The sequence below is a fragment of the Salinimicrobium sp. CAU 1759 genome (assembly GCF_054482715.1).
The window spans coordinates 1-2,569 of record NZ_JBTLRK010000004.1 but is presented as its reverse complement, the minus strand read 5'-3'; the positions used below and the strand labels follow the sequence as shown (position 1 = coordinate 2,569).

The 2,569-nt window shown below is 49.5% G+C and carries 2 rRNA genes; both read right to left on the bottom strand.

Annotation, left to right across the window (positions count from 1 at the left end):
- Positions 1-7: 7 nt before the first annotated feature.
- Positions 8-117: ribosomal RNA gene (gene rrf / locus ACXYMT_RS15165) — 5S ribosomal RNA — on the bottom strand.
- A 188-nt stretch (positions 118-305) separates the two neighbouring features.
- Positions 306-2,569: ribosomal RNA gene (locus tag ACXYMT_RS15160) — 23S ribosomal RNA — on the bottom strand; the annotation flags it as partial.

Genomic DNA, 2,569 nt, shown 5'->3' with positions numbered 1-2,569 from the left:
TTTAAAAGAAAGGCGGCGACATACTCTCCCACAAGATAGCAGTACCATCTGCGCTAACGGGCTTAACTTCTCTGTTCGGAATGGGAAGAGGTGAGCCCCGTTGCTATAACCACCTTAAATCGTTAGTATGCAGTGTTCAGTGATCAGTTGGCAGTAGCCGTGATTACTTACTAAATGTCATACCTAATGAGTTGACATATATGGAAAATAAAAATTGAGGTATACACTTTGAGCAGTATATTAAGCTTTAGGTTTCGCGCCCTCCGCCCCTGGTTCCCCCATTGGGGGTTAGGGGGCAGAGGGGCTGCACTAAGCTATACGGATTATTAGTATCACTCGGCTATGACATTACTGCCTTTACACCTGTGACCTATCAACGTGGTGGTCTCCCACGATCCTTTAAAGAAATCTCATCTTGTGGTGGGTTTCGCGCTTATATGCTTTCAGCGCTTATCCCTTCCCGACGTAGCTACCCAGCAGTGCTCCTGGCGGAACAACTGGTACACCAGAGGTCAGTCCAACTCGGTCCTCTCGTACTAGAGTCAGATCCACTCAAATTTCTAACGCCCACTGTAGATAGAGACCGAACTGTCTCACGACGTTCTGAACCCAGCTCGCGTGCCACTTTAATGGGCGAACAGCCCAACCCTTGGGACCTTCTCCAGCCCCAGGATGTGACGAGCCGACATCGAGGTGCCAAACCCCCCCGTCGATGTGAGCTCTTGGGGGAGATCAGCCTGTTATCCCCGGAGTACCTTTTATCCTTTGAGCGATGGCCCTTCCATGCGGAACCACCGGATCACTATGCTCTACTTTCGTACCTGATCGACCTGTATGTCTCTCAGTCAAGCTCCCTTATGCCATTGCACTCTACGCACGGTTACCAAGCGTGCTGAGGGAACCTTTAGAAGCCTCCGTTACTCTTTTGGAGGCGACCACCCCAGTCAAACTACCCACCAAGCACTGTCCCCCGAGTTACGGGGTTAGGCTTCAAACAAGTAAAGGGTGGTATTTCAACAATGACTCCACGATACCTGGCGATACCGCTTCAATGTCTCCCACCTATCCTACACATCACTTGTCCAAAGTCAATACTAAGCTATAGTAAAGGTTCACGGGGTCTTTTCGTCCCACAGCGGGTAATCGGCATCTTCACCGATACTACAATTTCACCGAGCTCATGGCTGAGACAGTGTCCAGATCGTTGCACCATTCGTGCAGGTCGGAACTTACCCGACAAGGAATTTCGCTACCTTAGGACCGTTATAGTTACGGCCGCCGTTTACTGGGGCTTCAATTCAATGCTTCGCCGAAGCTAACATCTCCTCTTAACCTTCCAGCACCGGGCAGGTGTCAGACCCTATACGTCATCTTTCGATTTAGCAGAGTCCTGTGTTTTTGATAAACAGTCGCCTGGACCTTTTTACTGCGGCCCCCCAGAAGGGGGCGACCTTTCTCCCGAAGTTACAGGTCAATTTTGCCTAGTTCCTTAGCCATGAATCTCTCGAGCACCTTAGAATTCTCATCCCAACTACCTGTGTCGGTTTGCGGTACGGGCTGCTTTGCTCGCTTTTCTTGGAAGTCGATATTCAGGATTATCACCGCCGCCGTAGCTTTGGTGTACTATCGGGGTGTTACCACTCCCTTCAACGCACTATTCCGTCAGTGCGCACCTAATTCTCGCCTCCGTCACTTTTAACGCAAAGCAGGTACCAGAATATTAACTGGTTGTCCATCGACTACCCCTTTCGGGTTCGCCTTAGGCCCCGACTAACCCTCAGCTGATTAGCATAGCTGAGGAAACCTTAGTCTTTCGGTGTGCGGGTTTCTCGCCCGCATTATCGTTACTTATGCCTACATTTTCTTTTGTAACCACTCCAGCATCCCTCGCAGGTATACCTTCTACGTTGTTACAATGCTCCCCTACCACTCACAACTTATGTTGTAAATCCATAGCTTCGGTAGTATGTTTATGCCCGATTATTATCCATGCCGAACCGCTCGACTAGTGAGCTGTTACGCACTCTTTAAATGAATGGCTGCTTCCAAGCCAACATCCTAGCTGTCTAAGCAGTTCAACCGCGTTTTTTCAACTTAACATACATTTGGGGACCTTAGCTGATGGTCTGGGTTCTTTCCCTCTCGGACATGGACCTTAGCACCCATGCCCTCACTGATAATCATCATTTTATAGCATTCGGAGTTTGTCAGGAATTGGTAGGCGGTGAAGCCCCCGCATCCAATCAGTAGCTCTACCTCTATAAAACTAAATCATCGCTGCACCTAAATGCATTTCGGGGAGTACGAGCTATTTCCGAGTTTGATTGGCCTTTCACCCCTACCCTCAGGTCATCCCAAGACTTTTCAACGTCAACGGGTTCGGTCCTCCACTATGTGTTACCACAGCTTCAACCTGCCCAAGGGTAGATCACACGGTTTCGCGTCTAACACTACCAACTAAAGCGCCCTATTCAGACTCGCTTTCGCTACGGCTCCATCTCTTAAAGACTTAACCTCGCTGGCAACGTTAACTCGTAGGCTCATTATGCAAAAGGCACGCCGTCACCCC